General features: G+C 71.8%; 20 protein-coding genes. 15 read left to right on the forward strand and 5 right to left on the reverse strand.

From position 1 onward, the window contains the following. Window positions 1–41 precede the first annotated feature (41 nt). Window positions 42–1133, forward strand: coding sequence for a sugar phosphate nucleotidyltransferase (locus tag ACIREO_RS30575; protein WP_404116022.1), 1092 nt, complete (start codon window positions 42–44; stop codon window positions 1131–1133). A 98-nt stretch (window positions 1134–1231) separates the two neighbouring features. Next, a complete protein-coding gene (locus tag ACIREO_RS30580) occupies window positions 1232–2230 on the forward strand; it encodes a DNA-3-methyladenine glycosylase family protein (RefSeq protein WP_404116024.1) in 999 nt (332 codons plus the stop codon). 21 nt (window positions 2231–2251) lie between these two features. Here ACIREO_RS30580 and ACIREO_RS30585 read toward each other — a convergent pair whose 3' ends face one another. Genes ACIREO_RS30585 through ACIREO_RS30595 form a run of 3 tightly spaced genes read right to left on the reverse strand, consistent with a single transcriptional unit; the run spans window position 2252 to window position 5113 of the window. After that, entirely contained in the window at window positions 2252–3574 is a 1323-nt protein-coding gene (locus tag ACIREO_RS30585) for a coenzyme F420-0:L-glutamate ligase (protein ID WP_404116026.1), read from the reverse strand. Then, window positions 3571–4527, reverse strand: a complete 957-nt coding sequence (gene cofD / locus ACIREO_RS30590) for a 2-phospho-L-lactate transferase (RefSeq protein WP_404116028.1) — start codon at window positions 4525–4527, stop codon at window positions 3571–3573. Before cofD ends, ACIREO_RS30585 begins: the two co-directional genes overlap by 4 nt. Before the next feature lie 46 nt (window positions 4528–4573). After that, window positions 4574–5113, reverse strand: coding sequence for a cysteine dioxygenase (locus ACIREO_RS30595; RefSeq protein ID WP_404116030.1), 540 nt, complete (start codon window positions 5111–5113; stop codon window positions 4574–4576). Between the two features lie 646 nt (window positions 5114–5759). Here ACIREO_RS30595 and ACIREO_RS30600 point away from each other — a divergent pair. From ACIREO_RS30600 to ACIREO_RS30610, 3 genes are all read left to right on the forward strand, one after another. Continuing rightward, window positions 5760–6023 (forward strand): WhiB family transcriptional regulator, encoded by a 264-nt coding sequence (locus tag ACIREO_RS30600; RefSeq protein WP_031093859.1) that lies wholly within the window; start codon window positions 5760–5762, stop codon window positions 6021–6023. A 278-nt stretch (window positions 6024–6301) separates the two neighbouring features. Next, complete coding sequence (locus ACIREO_RS30605; protein WP_404116032.1) at window positions 6302–10207, forward strand: glycosyltransferase; 3906 nt, start codon at window positions 6302–6304, stop codon at window positions 10205–10207. Beyond that, a complete protein-coding gene (locus tag ACIREO_RS30610; RefSeq protein WP_404116034.1) occupies window positions 10204–11727 on the forward strand; it encodes a DUF5719 family protein in 1524 nt (507 codons plus the stop codon). Before ACIREO_RS30605 ends, ACIREO_RS30610 begins: the two co-directional genes overlap by 4 nt. 16 nt (window positions 11728–11743) lie before the next feature. On the opposite strand, the gene ACIREO_RS30615 is transcribed toward ACIREO_RS30610, so the two are convergent. Beyond that, a complete protein-coding gene (locus ACIREO_RS30615) occupies window positions 11744–12172 on the reverse strand; it encodes a metallopeptidase family protein (protein ID WP_404116082.1) in 429 nt (142 codons plus the stop codon). 310 nt (window positions 12173–12482) lie between these two features. On the opposite strand from ACIREO_RS30615, the gene ACIREO_RS30620 reads away from it, so the two are divergent. From ACIREO_RS30620 to ACIREO_RS30660, 9 genes are all read left to right on the forward strand, one after another. Then, window positions 12483–12854, forward strand: a complete 372-nt coding sequence (locus ACIREO_RS30620) for a DUF3499 domain-containing protein (RefSeq protein WP_053929176.1) — start codon at window positions 12483–12485, stop codon at window positions 12852–12854. 149 nt (window positions 12855–13003) lie between these two features. Further along, window positions 13004–14620, forward strand: coding sequence for an L-lactate permease (locus ACIREO_RS30625; protein ID WP_404116036.1), 1617 nt, complete (start codon window positions 13004–13006; stop codon window positions 14618–14620). A 62-nt stretch (window positions 14621–14682) separates the two neighbouring features. Then, window positions 14683–16050, forward strand: a complete 1368-nt coding sequence (locus tag ACIREO_RS30630; RefSeq protein ID WP_404116038.1) for a phosphomannomutase/phosphoglucomutase — start codon at window positions 14683–14685, stop codon at window positions 16048–16050. 224 nt (window positions 16051–16274) lie between these two features. Further along, window positions 16275–16457, forward strand: a complete 183-nt coding sequence (locus tag ACIREO_RS30635; RefSeq protein ID WP_073752985.1) for a Trm112 family protein — start codon at window positions 16275–16277, stop codon at window positions 16455–16457. A gap of 40 nt (window positions 16458–16497) precedes the next feature. Further along, on the forward strand, window positions 16498–17634 hold the full coding sequence (locus ACIREO_RS30640; RefSeq protein ID WP_404116040.1) for an SIS domain-containing protein: 1137 nt from the start codon (window positions 16498–16500) through the stop codon (window positions 17632–17634). A gap of 54 nt (window positions 17635–17688) precedes the next feature. Beyond that, entirely contained in the window at window positions 17689–18906 is a 1218-nt protein-coding gene (manA, locus tag ACIREO_RS30645) for a mannose-6-phosphate isomerase, class I (RefSeq protein ID WP_404116042.1), read from the forward strand. 87 nt (window positions 18907–18993) lie between these two features. After that, a complete protein-coding gene (locus ACIREO_RS30650) occupies window positions 18994–19995 on the forward strand; it encodes a cation diffusion facilitator family transporter (protein WP_404116044.1) in 1002 nt (333 codons plus the stop codon). Window positions 19996–20256: 261 nt separating this feature from the next. Further along, a complete protein-coding gene (gene ahcY, locus ACIREO_RS30655; protein ID WP_404116046.1) occupies window positions 20257–21714 on the forward strand; it encodes an adenosylhomocysteinase in 1458 nt (485 codons plus the stop codon). A gap of 124 nt (window positions 21715–21838) precedes the next feature. After that, a complete protein-coding gene (locus ACIREO_RS30660; RefSeq protein WP_404116048.1) occupies window positions 21839–22471 on the forward strand; it encodes a hypothetical protein in 633 nt (210 codons plus the stop codon). Between the two features lie 70 nt (window positions 22472–22541). On the opposite strand, the gene ACIREO_RS30665 is transcribed toward ACIREO_RS30660, so the two are convergent. Then, window positions 22542–23480, reverse strand: a complete 939-nt coding sequence (locus tag ACIREO_RS30665; protein ID WP_404116050.1) for an RDD family protein — start codon at window positions 23478–23480, stop codon at window positions 22542–22544. A gap of 119 nt (window positions 23481–23599) precedes the next feature. On the opposite strand from ACIREO_RS30665, the gene ACIREO_RS30670 reads away from it, so the two are divergent. Continuing rightward, window positions 23600–24607, forward strand: a complete 1008-nt coding sequence (locus tag ACIREO_RS30670; protein WP_404116052.1) for a stage II sporulation protein M — start codon at window positions 23600–23602, stop codon at window positions 24605–24607. Window positions 24608–25082 lie beyond the last annotated feature (475 nt).

Raw genomic sequence — 25082 nt, forward strand, 5'->3', positions numbered from 1 at the left:
CGAAACGAGGCCGGGCCCCAGCAGGAAGCAGAGACGGTGCTGTGACAGAGGCAAAAGAAGCGATCCTCCTGGTCGGTGGCAAGGGCACCCGGCTGCGTCCGCTCACGGTGCACACCCCCAAGCCGATGGTTCCGGCGGCGGGGGTGCCGTTCCTCACCCACCAGCTGGCGCGTGCCAGGGCGGCCGGGGTGGAGCACATCGTGCTCGCGACGTCCTACCTGGCGGAGGTATTCGAACCGTATTTCGGTGACGGTTCGTCGCTCGGCCTCTCCATCGAGTACGTCACCGAGGACGAACCCCTCGGTACCGGCGGAGCCATCCGGAACGTGGCGTCGCGCCTGGCCTCGGGCCCGGACGAACCCGTCATCGTGTTCAACGGGGACATCCTCACCGGCCTCGACATCCGGGCCCTGGTCTCGGCGCACGCCACCTCGGGGGCGGACGTCTCCCTGCACCTCACCAGAGTGGAGGACCCGCGCGCCTTCGGTCTCGTACCGACGGACGCCACGGGCAGGGTGACGGCCTTCCTGGAGAAGCCGCAGACACCCGAGGAGATAGTCACCGACCAGATCAACGCCGGGGCGTACGTCTTCCGCCGGTCGGTCATCGACACGATTCCGGCCGGCCGGCCCGTCTCCGTGGAGCGTGAGACGTTCCCCGGCCTGCTGGCCGGCGGTGCCCATCTCCAGGGCATGGTGGACTCCACCTACTGGCTGGACCTCGGCACCCCGCAGGCGTTCGTCCGCGGTTCCGCCGACCTGGTCCTCGGCCGTGCGCCGTCCCCCGCGGTCCCCGGTCGCTGCGGCGACCGGCTCGTCCTGCCCACCGCCTCCGTGGCCGCCGACGCCAAGCTCACCGGCGGTACGGTCATCGGCGAGGGCGCGCTGATCGGCGGGGGCGCCAGGATCTCGGGCTCCACCGTGCTGGACGGCGCCGTCGTCGAACCGGGCGCGGTGGTCACGGACTCGCTGGTCGGAGCCGGTGCCCGGATCGGCAGCCGTTCGGTGCTCACGGGCGCGGTGATCGGCGACGGCGCCCAGGTCGGCGCCGACAACGAGCTGAGGGACGGAATCCGGGTCTGGTGCGGCGCGGTCCTCCCGGACGCCTCGGTCCGCTTCTCGTCCGACCAGTGACCGGGCCGCCCTCCGGTCCGTGAGAGTTCCTCGTCGGCCTGACGGCCTCACCCGGCCGTTACCCTCGACAGGTACCCCGACGACCGAGGACCTCACCCGTGGCAGGACGCTTCGTACCCCGCACCACCGCCGCGCCCCGGCCGGAGCCGGCGGTGACGGACGCGTCCGCCCCGCCGCTGACCCGGACCTGGACACCGCCGGACCCGCTCGACCTGCGGCTGGTCCTGAGCCCGCTGCGGCGCGGCCCGGCCGACCCCACCTACCGGGCGCTGCCCGACGGATCCTTCTGGCGGGCGACCCGCACCCCGGCCGGCCCCGGCACCCTGCGCGTCTCGGCGCCCCACGACGGCCGGATCTCGGCCGCGGCCTGGGGGCCGGGCGCTCAGTGGCTCCTGGACGGGGTCCCCGCACTCCTCGGCGGGGGCGACACCCCGGAGGACTTCCGCCCCCGCCACCGGCTGATCGCCCTGGCCCGGCACCGCCGGCCGGGCCTGCGCCTGCTGCGTACCGGGCTGGTCATGGAGTCCCTGATCCCTTCGATCCTGGAACAGAAGGTCACCACCGACGAGGCCTACCGCGCCTGGCGGCTGCTGGTCCGCACCTACGGGACCCCCGCCCCCGGCCCCGCCGACGCGGCGTTCGGCTCGTACGGCCTGTACGTCATGCCGGATGCCAGGACCTGGTCGCTGATCCCGTCCTGGGAGTGGCACCGCGCGGGCGTGGACGCCAAACGCTCCGCCACGATCCTGCGCGCGGTCCGGGTGGCCCGGCGCATGGAGGAGGCGGCCGCCATGGAACTCCCCGAGGCGACGGCCCGGCTGCAGCTGATCCCGGGCATCGGTCCCTGGACCGCGGCGGAGACCCTGCAGCGTTCGAACGGCGCGGCGGACGCGGTGACGGTCGGCGACCTCCACCTGCCGGGCATCGTGGGCCACGCGCTCGCGGGCAACAGGAACGCCGACGACGAGGAGATGCTGGCGCTCCTCGCCCCGTACGAGGGGCAGCGCCACCGTGCGACGCGCCTGATCATGCTCTCGGGTCACGTCCCGGCCCGCCGGGCGCCCCGTATGACGCCACGCGACATCGCCCGGCTCTGACCGGCAGTCCCGGGGCCCGCTTCAGCGCACCGCGATGAACGCCCCGGCGTCCCGTGCGGCCCGCGCCGGAGGTGTCCCCTTCGGGTGCCCCACAGCCACCGCGCCCAACGGATCCCAGGAGTCCGGCAGGTCCAGCACCTCACGCACCACGGACCGGCAGAACATCGTCGAGGACACCCACGCCGAGCCGAGCCGCTCGCCCGCGAGCGCCACCAGGAAGTTCTGCACGCCCGCACCGGCCGCGACCACGAACATCTCGCGCTCCGCGGTGTCCCGGCGCTCGTCCCCGTAGGTGTGCGAGCCGTCCATCACGAGGCACGGCACCGCCAGATACGGGGCGTCGCGCAGGACGTCGCCCCGCCGCACCCGCTTGGCGACCGACTCCTCACTGCGCCCGTCCCGCCGCAGATCCTCGATCCACGCGTCCCGCATGGCGTCCAGCAGCCGGTGACGCGATCGTGCCGACTCCAGCAGCACGAACCGCCACGGTGTCGTGTGGTGGGGCGCCGGAGCCGTGACCGCCGCCGCCACCGCTCGTCGCACGGCACCGGGGTCGACCGGCTCGTCCGTGAACTCCCTCACCGTGCGCCGGAGATTCAGCGCTTCCCGTACCGCCTCGGACGTACCCAGCCGGAACATGTCGTCTGCCGCGACCCGCACCATCGCGCGGGCGCCCTCGTCCCCGGGCGTGTCCGCCACCACGTGGGGGAGCCCGCGCACCACCGCGACCGGCAGTCCGGACGCCTTGCCCTTCACCAGGTCACCGGCGGAAGCCAGTTCGTCGGCCGTGGCCACGACGGTGGCGCTCAGCGGATTGCCGTATCCGTCGGTGCCGCCCCGGAGGTCGTCCAGGACCTTGATCCCCGCCGCTCCGATCGCCACGTCCGTCAGGCCGTTGCGCCAGGGACGCCCGAAGGTGTCCGTGACGACGACCCCGACATCGACCCCGAGCGCGTCCCGCAGCCCGTCCCGGACCAGCCGGGCCGACGCGTCCGGGTCCTCGGGGAGCAGAAGGACCGTCCCGGCCGGGGTGTTCGAGGCGTCGACCCCGGCCGCGGCCATGACGAGCCCCTGCCGGTTCTCCACGATCCTGAGCGTCCCGCGCCGGGCGACCACCCGGACGGTCTCGGCGTCGATCGCCGCCTCCCGGTCGGTGGCCTCGACGATCCGGCCCTCCGCCTTGGAGACGATCTTCGAGGTGACCAGCAGGACATCGCCGTCCACCAGGCCGGGCTCCGTGGCGGCGATCAGCTTCGCGAGGTCGTCGCCCTCCCGCACCTCGGGCATCCCGGGCAGGGCCCAAACCCGGTACGAGGGTGCCGCGCCGTCCGGCCCGCCTCTCATGCCCGTACCTCCCCGGCCAGTACCAGGGCCTGCCGGGCCATCTCGGTGGTGGCGTCGAGGTCCGTCATCATCAGCGGAACGGCGCGGCAGCGGATCCCCGCCGCCTCGACCTCGTCGACCACTCCCGCGTCCACGCTGTCGACGAGCCAGCCGTCGAGCAGGCCGGAACCGTAGTGCTGGGCGACGGCCGCGGCGGTGGACTCGACGCCCACAGCGGCCAGCACCTTGTCGGCCATGCCCCGTACGGGCGCGTCGCCGACGATGGGGGAGAGCCCGACGACGGGAACGCCGGCCTCGGCGATCGCCTCCCGGATGCCGGGCACGGCGAGGATGGTGCCCACCGAGACGACGGGGTTCGACGGCGGGAAGACGATGACGTCGGACTCGGCGATGGCCTCCAGGACGCCCGGTGCGGGCTTGGCCTGCTCGGCGCCCACCGGCACGACTGCCTGCGCGGGCACGGAGGCGCGCATCTTCACCCAGTACTCCTGGAAGTGGACGGCCTTGCTCTCGCCGTCGACGTCCACCGCCACATGCGTCTCGACGCGGTCGTCGGACATCGGGATCAGCCGGACTCCCGGATTCCACCGGGCACAGAGGGCCTCGGTGACGGCGCTCAGCGGATAGCCCGCGCCGAGCATCTGCGTACGGACGATATGGGTCGCGAAGTCACGGTCGCCGAGGCCGAACCACTCGGGCCCCACCCCGTACGCCGCGAGCTCGTCCTTGACCCGGAAGCTCTCGTCGGTACGCCCCCAGCCCTGCTCCTCGTTGATGCCACCGCCGAGGGTGTACATCACGGTGTCGAGGTCGGGGCAGACCTTCAGTCCGAACAGATGGATGTCGTCGCCGGTGTTTCCGATCACCGTGATGTCCGCGTCGGGCGCGGCCTGTTTGAGGCCACGCAGGAAACGAGCACCACCGATACCGCCGGCCAGAACCACAATGCGCATGCCCGACAGTGTGGCAGGCGGAGCCTGATCGTTGTGGGGGGTGGTGTCAGGCCGGGACGGCGTCCTGGGCGGCCGGGGCGCACTGTGCCGCATGCATGGGCATGTCCGTCAGGCCGGGGAAGTAGATGTGCAGGCTGACGGAGGGTTCCAGGGAGTCGTTGACGACCTCGTGGACGTACCCCGGGGCGAAGACGCGCTGCGCGCCCGCTTTCAGGGCCTGCGCCCCCCGTGCCGTGTGCTCGGTCAACTCGCCCTCCAGGACCGTGAGTACGCCGGAGGAGAGGCCGTGGTCGTGGCGTCCGCTGCCCTGGCCGGGGACCCAGCTCAGCAGCCATACCTCGTAGCCCATCGGGGCCTCCCCTGCTCGAGCGGAGCCGAGAGCTCGGGGAACCTCCTGGAGGCGGTGGTACCAGCGGGTCGTGGTGTCGTACCGGACGAGGGGCGCCCACCGCGCGCGGTCCGCGGCGATGGACCGGGCCAGTCCGGCGAACCCGGCCACGGTGGAGGGATGGGGGGCGGCCGGCTGGAGAAGGTGCTGGACCTCAAGGATGTCGCCGGCGATCGAAAGGTCGCTGTCGCTGTTCATGGGTGCGGTGGTTCCTCGGCATGTGGGTGCGCGTGCGGGGGGTCGCGGAGACCGGAATGCGATGAAACGAAGCTGGATCAGAGCTGGAGCGCTACGGCTTCAACAGCTGTGACAGCTGGAACAGCAACAGCGGGCCTGGACAGCCGTACGGAACCCACGGGTGTGGGTCGGGTACGTCACTGCGGTCGCCTGCATACGGTCAAGAAGACCGGCTGCGTCCGCCCCTTGTCAACCCAATGCCCGATTTGGCGGCAATGTTTCACCCCATCCGGTTGCGGCGGATGGAGAAAGGTTTTGGCACCCATGGTCGGGGCAAGGTGGCGCATCGAGTGTGTCCGTAAACGCGGCTGAGGGTCCGTGACCCTACTGTGATCTTGGTCGCTCCGGTGATCAAATCGAAACATCCGGACCGCCTCGCTCGTCTCACCCGGTGGGAAGCGGGACTGGATGACGCCGATGGCATATGTCAGGTTTTTGGCGATTTGAACACTTACCGCATAGGCTTGGTTCCGCAGAGTGAATACCGAGGCCAATAGCAGATCTTCGCTTGACTGGCCCGAAGCTACACACTTGTAATTTCACTCGTGTCGTTCGGCCGGGATAACGGCCGCATCACGGGGACGCAAGAGACAGACGAGGGGCGCACATGACCGAGCTGTTCCAGCAACTGCTGGTCGAGGACGCGGACGAAGAGCTCGGCTGGCAGGAGCGCGCGCTGTGCGCCCAGACCGACCCCGAGTCCTTCTTTCCTGAGAAGGGCGGCTCCACCCGCGAGGCCAAGAAGGTCTGCCTCGCCTGTGAAGTCCGTTCCGAATGCCTTGAGTACGCCCTCAACAACGACGAACGGTTCGGGATCTGGGGAGGCCTCTCCGAGCGTGAGCGGCGGCGCCTGAAGAAGGCAGCCATCTGACGCCGCGCACTCGGACGCGCACTCGGATGCCGGACCGCGATGGCCCGGTGGCCGCACCCTGTACGCAGGGTGCGGCCACCGGGCCATCGGCATGTGGGGCCGTCTCCGGGTGCCTCCGGTTTCCGCCGGTCAACCGCCCGGCGCGGGGCGGACATCCGTACCGTTAGTGTGGGGCCCCGTCCGAGAGACGCGCCAACGCCCCGCCGGGGCGGGCGTGTACACCGATGCAGCCCCCGGGGGGAACCCCCTCCGGACCCGGCCGGAGGGCCCGTACCCCGATGTCCGTGCACAGCCACTCGGCGGCGCCGAACGAGGCCGCCGCCGCCCCAGAGTTCCCCCGGCATGTCGTCACCGCCGTGCTCGTCTCGCACGACGGCGCACGCTGGCTGCCCCATGTGCTCGGCGGCCTGCTCGGGCAGGAGCGCCCCGTGCAGAACGTCGTCGCAGCCGACACCGGCAGCGCCGACGACTCCGCCCGCCTGGTCACCGAGGCGCTCGGCGGCGAGCGCGTCCTCCACCTCGCACGGCGTACGAGCTTCGGCACCGCCGTCGAGGAGGCGACCCGCACGGCCGGTGTCCTCACCCCCGACGACCTGCCTTACCTGAAGCGCCCCAGCGGCTGGGACCCGGTCACCCGCAGCTGGCGCGACGACGCGTACGACCTGCCCGAGCTTCCGCACGGCGAACCCGTCCAGTGGCTCTGGCTGCTGCACGACGACAGCGCTCCCGAGCCTGACGCGCTCGCCGAGATGCTCCGCGTCGTCGACAACGACACGCACGCCGCGATCGTCGGTCCGAAGCTGCGCGGCTGGTACGACCGCAAGCAGCTCCTCGAGGTCGGTGTCTCCATCGCCAACAGCGGACGCCGCTGGACCGGCCTCGACCGCCGCGAACAGGACCAGGGCCAGCACGACCAGGTCCGTACCGTGCTCTCCGTCTCCTCCGCGGGCATGCTGGTGCGCCGCGACGTCTGGGAGGAGCTCGGCGGATTCGACCGCAGGCTCCCGCTGATGCGCGACGACGTCGACCTCTGCTGGCGCGCCCACATGGCAGGACACCGGGTGCTCGTCGCCCCCGACGCCGTCCTGCGGCACGCCGAGGCCTCCGCCAGGGAACGCCGCCCGATCGACTGCGCCGGACGCTCCGTCGCGAGCCCGCACCGCGTCGACAAGGCCGGTGCCGTCTACACGATGCTCGTCAACGCACGCGGCAAACAGCTGCCGTGGGCCCTGCTCCGCCTGGCCGTGGGCACCCTGCTCCGCACCCTCGCCTACCTCGTCGGCAAGGTGCCGGGGCAGGCGCTCGACGAGGTCGCCGGACTCTTCGGCACCCTGCTGCGCCCCGGGCGGATCCTCGCCGCGCGCCGTGCCCGCAAGGGAGGAGCGGTGGACGCGGCCGAGCTGCGGTCGCTCTTCCCGCCGCCCGGTGCCACGGTCCGGGCCACCGTCGAACAGGTCGCCGGCAACTTCGGCAGCAGCACCGACTCCGACTCCGGCGGCTCACGGCACGGAGCGGTCGAGTCCGGTCCCGGCGGTGACGACGCCGACTTCCTGGAGATCGAACAGTTCGCACGGCTCAAGAAGATGGGCCGCAAGCCCGGCCCCGTGCTCTTCGCGCTCCTCCTTCTCGTCTCGCTGGTGGCCTGCCGGGGTCTGCTCGGCAGCGGGGCTCTCGCGGGCGGTGCGCTGCTGCCCGCCCCCGCCGACGTCTCCGACCTCTGGGGCCGTTACGCGGACGGCTGGCACGCCGTCGGTACCGGCGGAACCCAGTCCGCCCCGCCCTACCTCGGTGTCATCGCCGCCCTGTCGGCGCTGTTCCTCGGCTCCACGGGCTTCGCGCTCACCCTCCTGCTCGTCTGCTCGGTCCCGCTCGCCGGGCTCACCGCGTACTTCGCCTCCCGGCCGCTGATCGAGTCCCGGCTCCTGCGGGCCTGGGCGAGCGTCGCGTACGCCTTCCTGCCCGCCGCCACCGGAGCGCTGGCCACCGGGCGGCTCGGCACAGCGGTCCTGGCGGTCCTGCTTCCGCTGATCGCCCGCGCGGCCGTCGCCGCGCACGGGATGCGGGGCGACGGCTCCACCGCACGTGGCAGCTGGCGCGCCACCTGGGCGTACACCCTGCTGCTCACCTTCACGACGGCCTTCACGCCGATCGTCTGGCCGCTCGCGGTGGTCCTCGGCCTCGGGGTGCTCGTGCTGCGCCGGAGCGACATCACCGCGTACGGACTGCGCTTCCTGGCCACCATCGGCACCCCGGTCCTGGTCCTCGCGCCCTGGTCGCTGTCCCTGCTGACCAGCCCGTCGAACTTCCTGAAGGAGGCCGGGCTCGACATCGGCACGGGCACGGCGTCCGCCCTCGACCTGCTCGGCATCAGCCCCGGCGGCCCCAAGGCCGCCGGCGGCGTCCTGCTGCTGGGCATCGTGCTGGCGGCGCTGGCCGCCCTGCTGCGCGGCGAGCGGCAGTTCGCGATCCGCGCCGCCTGGGCCGTCGTGCTCGTCTCCCTGGTCTTCGCGGGGATCTCCAACGGCTCCACCTGGGCCGGGCCCGCCACGCTCGTCTACGGCATCGCACTGCTCACCGCCGCGCTGCTCGGCGCGGACGGCGCCCGGGTCCGGGTCGCCGCGCTGAGCTTCGGCTGGCGTCAGCCGGTCGCCGCGCTGATCGCCCTGGCCGCCGGGCTGGCCCCTGTCCTGGCCGCGGCAGGCTGGATGATCGGCGGCGCGGCCGGTCCGGTGGAGCGCCGCGACCCGGTGCAGGTGCCCGCCTTCGTCGCGGAGGAGAGCAGCACCCGCGACCAGGCCCGCACGCTGGTGCTCGGGGGCACGTCCCCCGCCGCCGTCTCCTACACCCTGGTCCGCGGCTCGGGCGCCCGGCTGGGCGATGCCGAGCTCACCGAGGCCGGCGGCAGCAACACCCACCTCGACAAGGTCGTCGCCAACCTGGTCGCGGGCTCCGGCGCCGACCAGGGCAGCCAGCTCAGCGGCTTCGCGATCCGTTACGTACTCGTACGGGACGGGGCGCCCCGTGAGATGAGCCGGGTGCTGGACTCGACCCCGGGTCTGAGCCGGCTCAGCCAGCTGGACGGCAGCGCCCTGTGGCGGGTCGACCGCCAGGTCTCCCGGCTCGCGATCATCCCCTCCGGCGAAGGCGACGGCGCCGAGCCCGTATCCGTCGGATCGCTGGCCGTGGAGGCGCACAGTGAGATCCCCGCGGGCGGCTCCGGCCGGGTTCTGCGGATCGCCGACGCCGCCGACCCGGGCTGGCAGGCCACGCTGGACGGCCGGGCGCTGACCCCGAAGACCGTGGACGGCTGGGCACAGGGCTTCGAGCTGCCCGCCGGGGGCGGCACGCTGGACCTCACCTACGACGCGCCTGTCACCCACACCGCCTGGGTCTGGGCGCAGGTGGCGCTCGGTGTCGTCCTGGTGGTGCTGGCCCTGCCGGGCCGCCGCCGCGAGATCGACGACGACCTGCCCGAGGAGCCCGAGGCCGTCGCGGCCGAACCGGTCGCCGGAGAGGGGCGGCGGGCCCGCAGGCTGCGCGCGGCGGCCCAGGCGGAAGGTACGGCGGCGGGCGACGACGCCGTGGGGACGGCGTACGCGGAGGACGGCACGATGCCCGGGTACGACGGGGCGGAGCCGGTCGTTCAGGGACAGACGCCGGGGGAGTACATCCCGGCGCAGCAGAGCGCCGACCCGTACGCGGCGGTCCCGGATGTCCAGGACGGCGTGGATCCGTACGCGGCGGTCCCGGCGGGCCAGGACGGCACCGGCACGTATGCGGTGATTCCGGGGGACCAGGACGGCACCGGCACGTATGCGGCGGTCCCGGGGGACCAGGACGGCACCGGCACCTACGCGGCCGTCCCGCAGCAGAACTACGGGGAGTGGGACGCGCAGCAGTACCAGGGCGCCGACTACGGCCAGTACCAGGGCGGGCAGGACGCCGGCCAGTACTACCAGGCCGATCCCTATCAGCAGGACCCGTACCAGCAGGACCCGTACCAGCAGCAGGGCGCCTACGACCCGTACGGCTACCCCCAGCAGCAGCCCTACGCCACGGGGACGGGCGAAGCCGCCCCGTACGACGGGCATGACGGGCACGACGAGAACGCGACCCCGGGCCAGGACCCGTGGCCGCCGCACGGCAACGGCAACGGCAACGCATCGCGAGGCGAGTCCGAGTGAAGTCCACCCCCCTGTCCCTCATCGCGGGCGTCGTCGCCCTCGCCGCCGTCACCGGTTTCGCCGCGCTCACCGTGCCCGGCGACGAGGGCGCGACGGAGGCGAAGGCCGCTGCCCGGCTTCCCGTCGAGCGCTCCAGTCTGCTCTGCCCGGCACCGAGCACGTCCGAGCTGGCCGAGACGACGTACACGTCCTTCACCCCGGCGGGGAAGAGCGGCGCGGAGGCCGGCGCCGCCGAGCTGAAGGCGGCCGAAGCCCTTCCCGCGGACGCGGAAAAGGACGACAAGGAGAAGGACGACAAGGACGAGGAGAAGGCGGCGGCGGACAGCAAGCCTGTCATCTCCCTGAAGGACCTCGGCAAGCCGTCCACCGCCGAGACCGCGAAGTCCGGGGCCCCCGCGCTGGTCGGCACCGCCACCGGCGCGTTCGCCCCCGGCTGGACCGCCCAGCAGACCACCATGGCCGCCGCGGGCAGTGCCCGAGGTCTGCTCGGCGTCAGCTGCACCGCTCCCGACACGGACTTCTGGTTCCCGGGCGCGAGTACCGGCAAGACCCGTCAGGACTACGTCCACCTCACCAACCCCGACGACACCGCCGCCGTCGCGGACATCGAGCTGTACGGCGCCGACGGCCCCCTCAAGTCCGATGTCGGGGAGGGGATCACCGTCCCCGCGCGGTCGAGCGTCCCGATGCTGATCTCGACCCTGACCAGCGAGGCCGCCGAGAACGTGACCGTCCACGTCACCACCCGGTCGGGGCGGGTCGGCGCGGTCGTGAGCGGAGCCGAGGACGAGGTGGGCAGCGACTGGCTGGCCGCCTCCGCCGACCCGGCGGGCACCCAGATCCTGCCGGGGATCCCGGCCGACGCCACCTCCGTAAGGCTGGTGGCGTTCGCACCCGGGGAGGACGACGCCGATGTGAAGGTCCAGCTCGTGGGTAAGAGCGGGACCTTCTCACCGGCCGGGCACGACACCCTGCACATCAAGTCGCAGATGACCGCGAGCGTCGACCTCAAGGACGTCACACGGGGCGAGCCCGGCTCGCTCCGTGTGACCCCCGCCGACGGCGGTACGACGCCGGTGGTCGCCGCGCTGCGCGTGGTGCGGGGCACCGGTGCCAAGCAGGAGGTCGCGTTCATCCCGGCCACCGGCCCAGTGGGCGAGCGGGCGAGTGTCGCCGACAACAGGGCGAAGGGCTCGGTGCTTTCCCTGACGGCGCCGGGTGAAACGGCCAAGGTCAAGGTCACGGCGTCGGCGGGCAGCGGGGGTGGCGAGGCGACGGTCAAGACGTACACGGTCAAGGGCGGCACGACACTCGAGGTCACGCCCCAGGCCCCGGCCGGCCTCAAGGGCGGCTACGCCCTGACGGTGGAGACCGAGTCGGGCGGCCCGGTGCACGCCGCCCGCACGCTCACGGTCGCGGAGGACGGCATCGACATGTTCACCGTGCAGACGCTGCCGGACGACGGGGGCACGGTCGAGGTGCCCGAGGCGGAACAGGACCTGTCGGTCCTGGACGACTGAGAGCGGGAGCGGCGGCTCAGTCCTGCCCGTAGCGCGGGTCGACCGACTCGGGCGAGAGGCCGAGCAGCTCCGCGACCTGCTCCACCACGACCTCGTGCACCAGCAGAGCGCGCTCGTCGCGGTTCTTGGTGCGGATCTCGACGGGGCGCCGGTAGACGACGATCTGGGCGGGCTGTCCCTTCGCGGCGGGCCGCGCGCGCCCCAGGGGCACCGTCTCGTCGAGCGAACCCGGCACATCGAGGACCAGGAAGTCGACGTCCGTCAGCTGCGGCCAGCGCCGCTCCAGCCGCTCCACCGAATCCTGGACGAGATCCCGGAAGCTCTCGGGCCTGCTGACGGACAGCGGCACCTGCGGCGGGGCGACCGGTCCGCGCATACCGCGGCCATGGCGGTCGCGGCGGCGGGGCCGCGGCTCGGACGGGTGGGGCGGTACGGGACGGTCCATCACCGACGCAGCGTAACCCTCCTCGGGCCGGGGCGATCACGGCTTTCCAGCCGGGCCGCCGTGTGTCCCGACATGAACATTTCGGCCAGGATCGAGTGCGGTTCCGGTCCGTACTCCGATCGCGTATCCCCGTCGAATGACCGCTCGTGTTCTCCCCGGCGGGCCCGGCCCGGCCCGCGCGCACCGGCTGCCGCGCAGGTCGGAACGGTTGCGCCGAGCAGCTCCGGGGCCGTCCCGCGGGGCGACACGGTGGGGTGAGCTGAGGGAGAGTCGTCGCAGCCCGTTCAAGAGTGCGGTACCGTCCAACATCGTGAGCCCTGTACGTCGCTGTTCGCGAACCGCGTGCGGCCGTCCCGCCGTCGCGACACTGACGTACGTCTATGCCGACTCGACCGCGGTCCTCGGCCCGCTCGCCACCTATGCCGAGCCCCACTGCTACGACCTCTGCGCCGAGCACGGTGAGCGGCTCACCGCGCCGCGCGGCTGGGAAGTCGTCCGGCTCTCCGACCCCTCGGCCCCCACCCGGCCGAGCGGCGACGATCTCGAAGCGCTTGCCAACGCCGTGCGCGAGGCGGCCCGGCCCCAGGACCGGCAGCAGGGCGGCAGGGGCCCCCGGGCGGCGGACCCGGTCGAGGTCGCGCGCCGTGGGCATCTCCGGGTGCTGCGCTCCCCGGACTCCTGACACCCCTTCCGCCCCACCGGTCCCACCCGCCACTCCCGGTCCTGAAGAAGTTTTCCGGTACGGAGCATTGACGCTGCCTTGTCGCGGACACGACCATTCCCCCACCCGTGAGAGATCGCTTCCGCATCACGGAATCCGGGGAGGTCTGTGTGTTTGTCCAGCAACTCGAACCCGTAGCCGATTCGCTCGGTCTGTCCGCTCTCGTCGCTTCCCTGCCACTGGTGACCGTCCTGGTTCTGCTCGGTGCCGTCCGTATGAAGGCCCACCGCGCCGGACTCATCGGGCTCGCCGTCGCCGTGCTCGTCGGCTGGCTGGCGTTCGGCATGCCCGTCGGGCAGACCCTGTCGGCGGGGGCACAAGGTGTCCTCTTCGGGCTCTTCCCCATCATGTGGATCGTCGTCAACGCCCTCTGGGTGTACCGGATGACCGTCCGCACCCAGCACTTCGACATCCTGCGGCGCTCCTTCGGCCGGGTCTCCGACGACCCCCGCATCCAGGCCCTGGTCATCGCCTTCTGCTTCGGCGCGCTCCTGGAGGCGCTGGCCGGCTTCGGCGCCCCCGTCGCGATCTGCTCCGTCATGCTCGTCGCACTCGGCTTTGACCCGGTGAAGGCCGCCGTCGTCTCCCTGGTCGCCAACACCGCGCCCGTCGCCTTCGGTGCCATGGGCACCCCCGTGGTGACGCTCGCCCAGGTCACCGGCCTTCCGCTGGACGACGTCGCCACGGTCGTCGGCCGCCAGACCCCGCTGCTCGCGCTCGTCGTCCCGCTGATCCTGGTCTTCCTGGTCGACGGCAAACGAGGGCTGCGGGAGACCTGGCCGCCCGCGCTCGTCTGCGGAGTGGCCTTCGCCGTCGCACAGTTCGCCGCGTCCAACTTCGTCTCCGCGCAGCTCGCCGACATCGCGGCGGCGCTCGTCGGCGCCGGCGCGCTGATCGCCGTCCCCGCCGCTCGCCGGCCCGCCGACGAACCCGTACGCGCGGCCGTGCTGACGGGCGTACGCAGCGAGGACCTGGACCAGGAGGACCCGCGCCGCGAGGTGCTGCGCGCCTACGCCCCGTACGCGCTGATCGTCGCGGTGTTCTCGGCCGCCCAGATCCCGCCCGTCAAGCGGCTGCTGGCCGAGGCGACGCGCGTCTTCGACTGGCCGTTCCTCGACGTCGCGGGACCCGACGGCGAACCGGTCGGCGCCAACGTGTTCTCCCTCCCGCTCCTCGGCACCGGCGGCACCCTCGTCCTGTTCGCCGGCCTCATCACGGCCGTCGTCATCGGCGTACGGGCCGGCACCGCCGCGCGGGAGTGGGCGGCCACCGTGCACGAACTGCGCTACGCGATCCTCACCGTGACATCCGTGCTCGCCCTCGCCTACGTCATGAACCTCTCCGGACAGGCCGCCACCATCGGCCAGTCCGTCGCCGCGGCAGGTGCCGGACTCGCCTTCCTCTCACCGGTGCTCGGCTGGTTCGGCGTCGCCGTGTCCGGATCCGACACCTCGGCCAACGCCCTCTTCGGCGCGCTCCAGGTGTCCGCCGCACGGGAGTCCGGACTCTCCCCGGAGCTCCTCGCCGCCGCCAACAGCTCCGGGGGAGTGCTGGGCAAGATGATCTCCCCGCAGAACCTGACGATCGCCTGCGCCGCCGTCGGTCTCGCCGGGCGGGAGGGCGATCTGCTGCGCAAGGTCCTGCCGTGGAGCCTCGGCCTGCTGCTGGTGATGTGCCTGGTCGTGATGGCCCAGAGCACGGCGGTGCTGGGATGGATGCTCCCCTGACCGGCTGTCCGGGGGCGCCGGGTAGTTTGGGCGGTCCGTAAAGACCCCCAGGAGGACCGGCCGTGGTTGCTGACCTGTCGCAGCTCGTGAAGGCGTACGACGTGCGCGGAGTCGTGCCCGACCAGTGGGACGAGCCGCTCGCCGAACTGTTCGGAGCCGCGTTCGTCCAGGTCACCGACGCGGACGCCATCGTGATCGGCCACGACATGCGGCCGTCCTCACCCGGCCTGGCCGCCGCGTTCGCCCGCGGTGCGACCGCACGCGGCGCCGACGTGACCCTCATCGGGCTCTGCTCGACGGACCAGCTGTACTACGCGTCCGGGGCACTGGACCTGCCCGGAGCGATGTTCACGGCCTCGCACAACCCGGCGCGGTACAACGGCATCAAGCTGTGCCGCGCCGGGGCCGCGCCCGTGGGCCAGGACACCGGCCTCACCGAGATCCGCACGCTGGTCGAGCAGTGGTCGGAGCACGGCCTCCCCGGCACGGCCCTCACCACCCCCGGCACGGTCAGCGAGCGCGACACCCTCACCGACTACGCCGCGCACCTCCTGGGCCTCGTCGGCCTCTCCGGGATCAGGCCGCTCAAGGTCGTCGTGGACGCGGGCAACGGCATGGGCGGCCACACCGTCCCCACCGTCTTCGCCGGCCTCCCCCTCGACCTCGTACCCATGTACTTCGAGCTCGACGGCACCTTCCCCAACCACGAGGCGAACCCCCTCGACCCGAAGAACATCGTCGACCTCCAGGCCCGCGTCCTCGCCGAGGGCGCCGACCTCGGCCTCGCCTTCGACGGCGACGCCGACCGCTGCTTCGTCGTCGACGAGCGCGGCGAAGGCGTGTCCCCGTCCGCGATCACGGCCCTGGTCGCCGCCCGCGAGCTGGCCCGCAACGGCGGCAGGGGCACCGTCATCCACAACCTGATCACCTCCTGGTCGGTCCCCGAAGTCGTACGCGAGAACGGCGGAACCCCCGTCCGTACCCGCGTCGGCCACTCCTTCATCAAGGCCGAGATGGCGGAGCACGGCGCGATCTTCGGCGGCGAGCACTCCGCGCACTACTACTTCCGCGACTTCTGGAACGCCGACACCGGCATGCTCGCCGCCCTCCACGTCCTCGCGGCACTCGGCGGCCAGGACGGCCCGCTCTCCGGGCTCCTCGACCAGTACGGCCGGTACAGCGGCTCCGGCGAGATCAACTCCACCGTGGCCGACCAGGCGGGCCGGCTGGCGGCGATCAGGGCGGCGTACGACCACCGCGACGACGTGCGGTTCGACGAGCTCGACGGCCTCACGGTGACCAGCACCGACTGGTGGTTCAACCTCCGCGCCTCCAACACCGAGCCGCTTCTGCGCCTGAACGTCGAGGCACGGGACGCGAAGACCATGACAGCTGTACGCGACGAGGTCCTCGCCCTCGTCCGCGCGTGACCGGTACGCGTCGGGGTACACGTGTGCAGGGAGCACGCGTGTGCGGTGCGACCACGAGACCCGCCCCGTCCGCCGCGTGCACGCCGCCGACGCATGCCCGGTCGGACGGGGCCTGCCGGGCCGCGACCCTCCCGGCCCGGCGGTAGGCTGACCAGGCCCTAGCTCCGCGGACCCGAACCGGGTCCGGACCGGATCCGCACCGCATGCCCGAAGGGACCCACCCCATGCCGCTCGAAGCCGGCCTTCTGGAGATCCTCGCCTGCCCGGCCTGCCACGCCGGGCTCGACGACCGGTCCGCGGCCGAAAGCCCCGAGCTGGTCTGCACCGGCGCCGACTGCGGTCTCGCCTACCCGGTGCGGGACGGCATCCCGGTGCTCCTCGTCGACGAGGCCCGCCGCCCCGCGTAACCCGCACCCTGATCAGCACGGTGATCGGAGGCCCACCACCATGCTCGACGAGTCGCTGCTCGACGCACCGGAAGCCCTGGCCCGAGCCGACCGGCGAGGTCTGCTGCGCGGTGCCGCCGAGGCCGGAGCCCGCGTCCGCACCGCCACCCGGCACGCCGCCGAGGCGGGAATCGGCGCTCTGGCCCCCGAGGGCCGGCCCCGCGCCGTCCTCGTCGCGGGGCCCGGCACCGCCGCGTCCGGCGTCGCCGACCTGATCGGCGCCCTCGCGGGCGCCTCCGCGCCCGTCACCGCGATCCGGCCCACCGGGGTCGCGGCCGCCGCCGGAGCACTGCGCTGGGCGCTGCCCGGCTGGGCCGGATCCGTCGACCTGCTGCTCATCGCCACGGCCGACGGTTCGGAACCCGGCCTCGCGCTGCTCGCCGAGCAGGCGTACCGCCGCGGCTGCACGGTCGTAGCCGTCGCGCCCGTACGGTCCCCGCTGCGGGAAGCCGTCGACGGGGCCCACGGACTCGTCGTGCCCATGGCCGCCGCCCCGTACGGCGAGTACGACGCCGAGACCTCGGCGGCCGGCCCCGGAACGCTCTGGGCCCTGCTCACCCCCCTGCTCGCCCTGCTGGACCGCGTGGGCCTGATCGAAGCTCCCCCGGAAGCGCTGCAGAAGGTCGCCGACCGCCTCGACCGCACCGCGGAGCGCTGCGGGCCGGCCGTCGCCACGTACAGCAACCCGGCCAAGACACTCGCCGCGGAACTCGCCGACAGCCTGCCCCTCGTCTGGACGGAGGGTGAGGCCGCCGGCCCCGTCGGGCGCCGGTTCGCCGCCGTCCTGGCCGAGCTCGCGGGCCGCCCCGCCCTCGTGGCCGAGCTGCCGGAGGCACTGCCCTCCCACGGAGGGCTGCTCGCCGGAGCGTTCGCCGCGGGGGCCGACCCCGACGACTTCTTCCGGGACCGGGTGGACGAGCCCGAAGCCATGCGGGCCCGTGTCGTCCTGCTCCGTGACCGGCCCACCGGCGGCCTGACCGCGAGCCCGGCCGCTCGTGAACTGGCCCTGAGCCACGACACGGCCATCAGCGAGCTCGAACCCGAGGAGGGCAGCGAGCTCGAAGCCCTCGCCGAGCTCCTCGCGGTCACCGACTTCGCCGCCGTCTACGCCTCCCTGGCCTCCGACAACCGGGCCTGAGGCCCGCCATCCCCTGGGCGTCCACGCCCGCGCATCCCACGAGGACACATCTCCATGGACCGGCTCTCCAACACCGTGCGCCCCTACGCCTGGGGCTCCACCACGGCCATCCCCGAGCTGCTCGGCACGCCCCCGACCGACGAACCGCAGGCCGAGATGTGGATGGGAGCCCACCCGGGCGCCCCCTCCCGCCTCACCCGCCCCGCCGGAGCGGGCACCGGGGCGGACGAGCGGCCCCTCACGGACGAGCGATTCCTCACGGACGAGCGGCCCCTCACGGACGTCATCGCGGCCGACCCCGAACGCGAACTCGGCGCCGCCGCCGTCCGCGCCTTCGGCCCCCGCCTCCCCTTCCTCCTCAAACTGCTCGCGGCCGGCGCCCCGCTGTCCCTCCAGGTCCACCCGGACCTCGCACAGGCACAGCAGGGCTACGCGGACGAGGAAGCCCGGGGCATCCCGGTCGACGCACCGCACCGCACGTACAAGGACGCCAACCACAAGCCCGAGCTGATCTGTGCGCTCACCCCCTTCGACGGGCTGTGCGGCTTCCGCAGGCCCGCCGAAGCCGCCGACCTCATGGAGGCCCTCGGCGTGGACTCCCTCAAGCCCTACGTCGACCTCCTCCGCGCCCGCCCGGAGGAGGGGGCGCTGCGCGAGGTCCTCACGGCGGTCCTCACCGCGGACCCCGACGAGATGGCGCACACGGTCGCCGAGGCGGCCGAGGCAGCCGGACGGCTCGGCGGCGCCCACGCCCCGTACGCCCAGATCGCCCACCACTACCCCGGCGACCCGGGCGTCATCGCGGCCATGCTGCTGAACTACGTACAACTCCAGCCCGGCGAGGCCATGTTCCTCGGCGCGGGTGTCCCGCACGCCTATCTCGGCGGCCTGGGTGTCGAGATCATGGCCAACTCCGACAACGTGCTGCGCTGCGGTCTGACCCCCAAGCACATCGACGTCCCGGAACTCCTCCGCATCGTCCGCTTCGAAGCCACCGAGCCCGGCATCCTGCGCCCCGAGGCCGCGCCCACCGGCGAGGAGGTGTACGAGACGCCGGTCGACGAATTCCGGCTGTCGCGTTACGTCCTGCCGTCCGGCGGCGGCCCCGTCGACCTCACGGCGGCCACCGCGCAGATCCTGCTCTGCACGGCAGGCTCCCCACGGGCGGGAGAGATCGCTCTCGCCCCCGGCGAATCCGTTTTCGTCCCGGCGGACGAAACGGTAGAAGTGGCCGGTACGGGGACGCTCTTCCGTGCGACCGTCGTGGTCTGACGTACCGTCCGCACCAGCGGCTGCAACAATGTCCGGCCGTAGCGCGGCGCCCGTGCCGCAGCACCGAGGAAGGGACACCACGCACCCATGAGCGCGTCAGGCGGAACCAAGGCGATCGTGGCGGCACTCGCCGCCAACCTCGCGATCGCAGTGGCCAAATTCGTGGCGTTCCTCTTCAGTGGCTCTTCATCGATGCTGGCGGAGAGCGTCCACTCACTGGCGGACTCCGGCAACCAGGGACTCCTGCTGCTCGGGGGCAAGAAGGCCCAGCGGGAGGCGACTCCCCAACACCCCTTCGGTTACGGGCGCGAGCGCTACATCTACGCCTTCCTCGTGTCCATCGTGCTGTTCTCGGTCGGTGGCATGTTCGCGATCTACGAGGGCTACGAGAAGATCAAGCACCCGCACGAGATCGAGGCCTGGTACTGGCCGGTCGGCGTGCTGGTCTTCGCGATCATCGCCGAGGGCTTCTCCTTCCGTACGGCCATCAAGGAGTCCAACCAGACCCGCGGCAAGCTGTCCTGGACCCAGTTCGTCCGCCGCGCCAAGGCGCCCGAGCTCCCCGTCGTCCTCCTCGAGGACCTCGGCGCGCTCGTCGGCCTGGTCCTGGCCCTCGGCGGTGTCGGCCTGGCGCTGGGCACCGGCAACGGCGTGTGGGACGGCATCGGCACCCTGTGCATCGGCATCCTGCTGATCGTCATCGCGATCGTTCTCGCCGCTGAGACGAAGTCGCTGCTGCTCGGGGAGGCGGCCGGTGTCGAGGACGTCGAGAAGATCCGGGCCTCGGTGGTCGACGGGGACACCGTCACCCGCATCATCCACATGCGCACACTCCACCTCGGCCCGGAGGAACTCCTGGTGGCGGCCAAGATCGCGGTGCGGGCCGAGGAGTCGGCAGCCGAGGTCGCGGAAGCGATCAACGCCGCCGAGAACCGGATCCGCGAGGCCGTCCCGATCGCCCGGGTCATCTATCTCGAACCCGACATCTACGACGAGGCGGCAGCAGCGGCCGGCACCAACCCGGGTAAAACCCCGGGCGGCCCCACGTCTCCCGATCCCGACGACGCTCCGGCGGGATCCGGCCACTGACCCGCTGAACATCAGCCCCGAACGGCCCCGTACCTCACGCCGCCCCCCGGGCGGGCTGGGGTTCACTGGGCCGTTCGGTGTAGATTCGGGGAAGTACCAGACGTCGCTGCTGATGGCGGTCGATCGGCCCGCGGAAGCGGACCGGCCGAGGGAGAGAGGGCCTCCGACGGACTGCACTGCGGATCGCCCGGGCATTGGTGTGCCCGTGGCCGCCGCAGAGCCAGCCGCCCACCCTCGACCCACTACGAGGAGCAGCCCGTTATGACGACGGCCGCCAATCGCCAGGACTTCAAGGTCGCAGACCTTTCCCTCGCCGCCTTCGGGCGCAAGGAGATCACCCTCGCCGAGCACGAGATGCCCGGCCTGATGTCGATCCGTAAGGAGTACACCGCCGCCCAGCCGCTGGCCGGTGCCCGGATCACCGGCTCCCTGCACATGACCGTGCAGACCGCCGTGCTCATCGAGACCCTGGTCGCCCTGGGCGCCGAGGTCCGCTGGGCCTCCTGCAACATCTACTCGACCCAGGACCACGCCGCCGCGGCGATCGCGGTCGGTCCGGACGGCACCCCGGAAGCCCCCGCCGGCGTCCCGGTCTACGCCTGGAAGGGCGAGAGCCTGGAGGAGTACTGGTGGTGCACGGAGCAGGCCCTGACCTGGCCCAACACCCCGACCGGCGGACCGAACATGATCCTCGACGACGGGGGCGACGCCACCCTCCTCGTCCACAAGGGCGTTGAGTTCGAGAAGGCCGGTAAGGCTCCGGACCCGTCGACCGCGGACAGTGAGGAGTACGCCTACATCCTCACCCTGCTGAACCGCACGCTCGGCGAGTCCCCGCAGAAGTGGACCCAGCTGGCGTCCGAGATCCGCGGCGTGACCGAGGAGACCACGACCGGTGTGCACCGGCTGTACGAGATGCACCGCGACGGCACCCTCCTTTTCCCGGCGATCAACGTCAACGACGCTGTCACCAAGTCGAAGTTCGACAACAAGTACGGATGCCGTCACTCGCTGATCGACGGCATCAACCGCGCCACCGACGTCCTCATCGGCGGCAAGACCGCCGTCGTCTGCGGCTACGGCGACGTGGGCAAGGGCTGTGCGGAGTCCCTTCGCGGCCAGGGCGCACGGGTGATCATCACGGAGATCGACCCGATCTGCGCCCTCCAGGCCGCGATGGACGGATACCAGGTCGCGACGCTGGACGACGTGGTGGAGACCGCGGACATCTTCGTCACGACGACGGGCAACAAGGACATCATCATGGCCTCCGACATGGCCCGGATGAAGCACCAGGCCATCGTCGGCAACATCGGCCACTTCGACAACGAGATCGACATGGCCGGCCTGGCGAAGATCGACGGCATCATCAAGGACGAGGTCAAGCCGCAGGTCCACACCTGGAAGTTCCCGGAGGGCAAGGTCCTGATCGTGCTGTCCGAGGGCCGTCTGCTGAACCTCGGCAACGCCACCGGTCACCCCTCGTTCGTCATGTCCAACTCGTTCGCGGACCAGACCCTGGCCCAGATCGAGCTGTTCACCAAGCCCGAGGCGTACCCCACCGATGTCTACGTGCTGCCGAAGCACCTGGACGAGAAGGTCGCCCGGCTCCACCTCGACGCGCTGGGCGTGAGGCTCACGACCCTGCGCCAGGAGCAAGCCGACTACATCGGCGTCCCGGTGGAAGGCCCGTACAAGTCCGACCTCTACCGCTACTGAGCCGGCCGTCGGCCGACGGCCGGCGCAGCTCTCAGCAGCAGGTCCGAGCGCAGGCCCCCGCACCCCCGTGCCGGGGGCCTGCCCCGTACCGCACCCGCACAGCCCGAGGAACCCGAAGGACCCCATGCCCCGCGGCCGTTATTCGCTCCACGATCTCCACGACCACACCCCCCTCGGCGAAGAACACTTCCACTGCGCGCCCGGCCCCTCCGGCTGGCGCTATGTCTCCCAGACCACGGCCCCCTCGGGCGCCCACCTGGGTTCCGTCGATCTGGTCCTGGACGAGCTAGGCCGCACCATCCGCCTCGAACTGCACGCGGCGAGCTGGCAGATCCGCGGTGCCGCTCTCGACGGGGTCACCTGGGTACGGACCGATCCCACCGGCACTCACGCCACCGAAGGCAATGTCCGCGCCCACACCTTCTCCGGCACATCCCCCGCTTTCCTCGTCGCCACTGCCCGGCTCCTGCGCCTCACCCCCGCTTCCCCCGCGACCCGTGTCCGTCTGGTCACCTTCACGGACCCGGTTCTCGCCCCCCGCACCGTCGACCAGTCCTGGTCGCTGCTGAACAGTGAAGCGCACGCCACTGACAACGGGCCCCTGATCGTGGACGAGTACCAGGTCAACGCCCTGGACACCGGTGATCAGCACGCCGTGCACATCGCGGGCGACGTGGTGCTGGCGGCACCGGGCATCGAACTCGAGCACCTCGAGTCCCCACCCTCGGCCAAGCCCGGTGCGACGGACGGAGCTTGAGGCAGGGGGCTTGAGGCAAGGCTGGGGGTAGGGCCGGAGGTAAGCCCTGCGGCCGGCCGGCCGGCCGGGCTCAGGCGGGCGGGGCGAAGCCGGTCGCGGCCTGCCCCTCGGTACCGGTCCCCTTCTTCTCCGCGGGGGCCGTCGATGGCGCGGCTGCCCCACCCGGCCGGAATTCTGCCGACCGGTCATCGGGGAACTCCCGGTCCACGAAGGCGGGTACGGGGCCGGCCACGGGCGCCCCGTCCTGGCTGCCGCGGCTCGCCGCCGCGGCCACCCGCCGGATGTCCCTCGCCTGCCGCTCGTTCACCACGGCCGCCAGATAGGCGGCCGCCGGCACCCCCTGCGGCACCGGAACGCCCGTACTCGCGACGAGGTCCGTGGAGAGACGCTCGCCCATGGACACGCCCACCGCGGCGTCGAGCTGATTCATCCGCGTCAGGTACTGCCGTACGGCTAGCCAGAGACCGTCCGGCACCCCCGAGAGATCCAGCTGCGCGAAACGTCCCACCAGCCAGGGCGGGGGCGGAGGCACGGCCAGAGCCCGGCCGGCCGGCACCCGCTCACGTACGACGAGCGTTCCCGCGAACACGTCGCCGAGCCGACGGCCACGAGCGGACACCAGAGAAGCGATACAGCCCACGACTCCGAATGTCCCCAGGATCTCGACGAGTCCCATCGCACCTCGCACCAGCGCGTGCCGGAACCGGATCGGCCCGCCGTCGTCCCGCACCACGCGAAGTCCGCAGGCGAGTTTTCCGAGCGAACGGCCATGGCTGAGCGTCTCGACCGCGACCGGACCGCCCACCAGCACCAGGAGAAACGTGGCGACGGCGATCGCGGCGGACGCCGCTTCGTCGAGCGTCACGGTCGCCACCGCCAGACCGATGGACAGCAGGACGAAAACGGTCAGGAGCACCGCGAGATCGATGGAGATCGCCAACGCCCGGCTGGGGAGCCGCGCCGGCTGCAACCCCAGTACGACCGCGTCACCGGTTACGAGCTCATTCATCGCCACCCACCCCTCGTCGCCCTTCCCTGCCCCTCGGGACCACAGTCTGCCAAGCTGGCCCGCAGCGCGCCGCCGTAGTACGGACCCGTACGCACCCATGCCTGGAGCAGCAGCCGACCATGGATCTCGACGTCTTCGTGAACACCCACCGCACCGAGTGGGACCGTCTGGACCACCTTCTGCACCGAGGGCGAAGCCTGACAGGTGAGGAGGCGGACGAACTCGTCGCCCTGTACCAGCGCACTGCCACTCATCTGTCGTTGATCCGGTCCAGCGCCCCGGACCCCATGCTGACCGCGCGCCTCACGCAGCTCGTGGCCCGCGCGCGCTCCACCGTCACGGGGACCCGCCGCGCTTCGTGGCGCGACGCCGCGCGCTTCCTGACAGCGGGCTTTCCCGCAGCCGTATACCGCTCGCGGCACTGGTGGATTCCGACGGCGGTGCTCTCCGTACTCCTGGCGGCGGTCATCGGGTGGTGGATCGGCGCCCATCCGGAGGTCCAGGCGTCGATCGCGGCCCCGGACGAGCTGCGCGCCCTGACCCGGCCCGGCGGCGAGTACGAGACGTACTACTCCAGCCACCCGGCCGCCTCGTTCGCCGCCCAGGTCTGGACGAACAACGCTCAGGCGGCGGCCATGTGCCTGGTGCTGGGAGCGTTCCTCTGTATACCGGTGCTCTGGATCCTCTTCGTCAACGTGCTCAACCTGGCGGTCGGCATCGGGCTGATGTCCTCCGCCGGCCGTCTGGACACCTTCCTCGGACTCGTCCTGCCACACGGCCTGCTCGAGCTCACCGCGGTCTTCGTGGCAGCGGGCACGGGCCTGCGTCTCGGCTGGACTGTCATCGACCCGGGTCCGCGCACCCGGCGCTCGGCGCTGGCTCAGCAGGGGCGAGCCGCGATAGGCATGGCCATCGGTCTGGCGCTGGTCCTGTTCGTCTCTGGAGTCATCGAAGGTTTTGTCACCCCGTCGGGCCTTCCGACCTGGGCTCGCATCACCATCGGCATCGGCGCTGAGCTGGCGTTCCTCGTCTACGTCTATGTCCTCGGAGGCCGCGCGTCCCGAGCGGGGGACACGGGAGACCTCGAAGCCGGAGAGCGCAGTGCGGAGCTTCCCGCCGCGGCCTGAGGGCCGATGTGCGTCTGGAGCCGCTGACCTGCTAGCCTTCAGGGCGCCCACAAAGTCTGTTGACACAGCCTGTGTGGAGAGGTAGATTTTAACGGTTCGAGCGAGTTGGACAACTCGCTCAGGAACGTCTAAAGTTCATCTCGCTCGTGCGGAGGATGTTGTCCTCGCAGAGCCGATCGATTCTTCTCTTTCAAGCAGTAAGCCGGATTCGCTTCGGCCGAATTGCTTCTGATAAAGTCGAGTCAGCCGAAAGGCAAAGGCCACTCCGCAGGCCGCTGGAATCAAATTCGGACCGGAAACGGGACGGAAAAGAGTCTGGTAAAGTCGGACTCGCCGGAAAGGGAAACGCGAAAGCGAAGAACTGGAAAGCGAATCAGTAGGATCCCGCTTCGGCCGGGAATCGGACACGAAAGAGTCTGATAGAGTCGGAAACGCAAGAACGAAGGGAAGCGCCCGGAGGGCCCCGGTGAAACGG

Origin of the sequence: Streptomyces sp. NPDC102441 (assembly GCF_044765585.1) — a bacterium.
GTDB lineage: Bacteria > Actinomycetota > Actinomycetes > Streptomycetales > Streptomycetaceae > Streptomyces.